We start from the raw sequence: 522 nt of genomic DNA, 5'->3' as shown, positions 1-522 counted from the left end.
AGACATAATGTCTGACTGCCTAAATGGTCTTAAAGTTATCGACTTGACGCGTAATTTACCCGGTCCATTCGCAACGCGCTTACTTGCCGATCTAGGCGCAGAAATTGTTAAAATTGAACCAAAAAATGGCGATCCAGGACGTGCGTTTGGTGAGTTGTTTAAAGCGTTAAACCATGGCAAACATTGTGAAAAGGTGGATTTTCGTAGTGAAGCAGGCATCGAAGCAATAAAAGCGCACATCAAAGATGCAGACGTGATGCTTGATAGTTTTCGTCCCGAAGTACTTGTTGGAATGGGTTTAGATGCTGCTACTTTACATGCTATTAATCCAAAACTGGTGATGGTTTCTATCACAGGCTATGGTATTCCAGAGGCGCTTGATGCTACAGGTAAGTCTTGGGCAGCAAAGGCAGGGCATGATATCAACTTTATGGCAATGAGTGGCACCCTCGATCAACTCAAAACTGCTTCAGGCGATCAAGCTATGCCCAATATGCAATTTGCAGATTTGGCTGGTGGTAG

1 protein-coding gene is annotated in these 522 nt (G+C 44.1%); it reads left to right on the top strand.

Annotation, left to right across the window (positions count from 1 at the left end; genetic code table 11):
- Positions 1-522 (top strand): CoA transferase (locus ACS8FD_RS24460; RefSeq protein WP_439277751.1); only part of this gene is annotated, 522 nt, incomplete at both ends.

It is taken from the genome of Psychrobacter sp. 1U2, from assembly GCF_051847575.1.
Note: the sequence above shows the minus strand (reverse complement) of the source record. Positions and strands in the feature narration are given on the sequence as shown.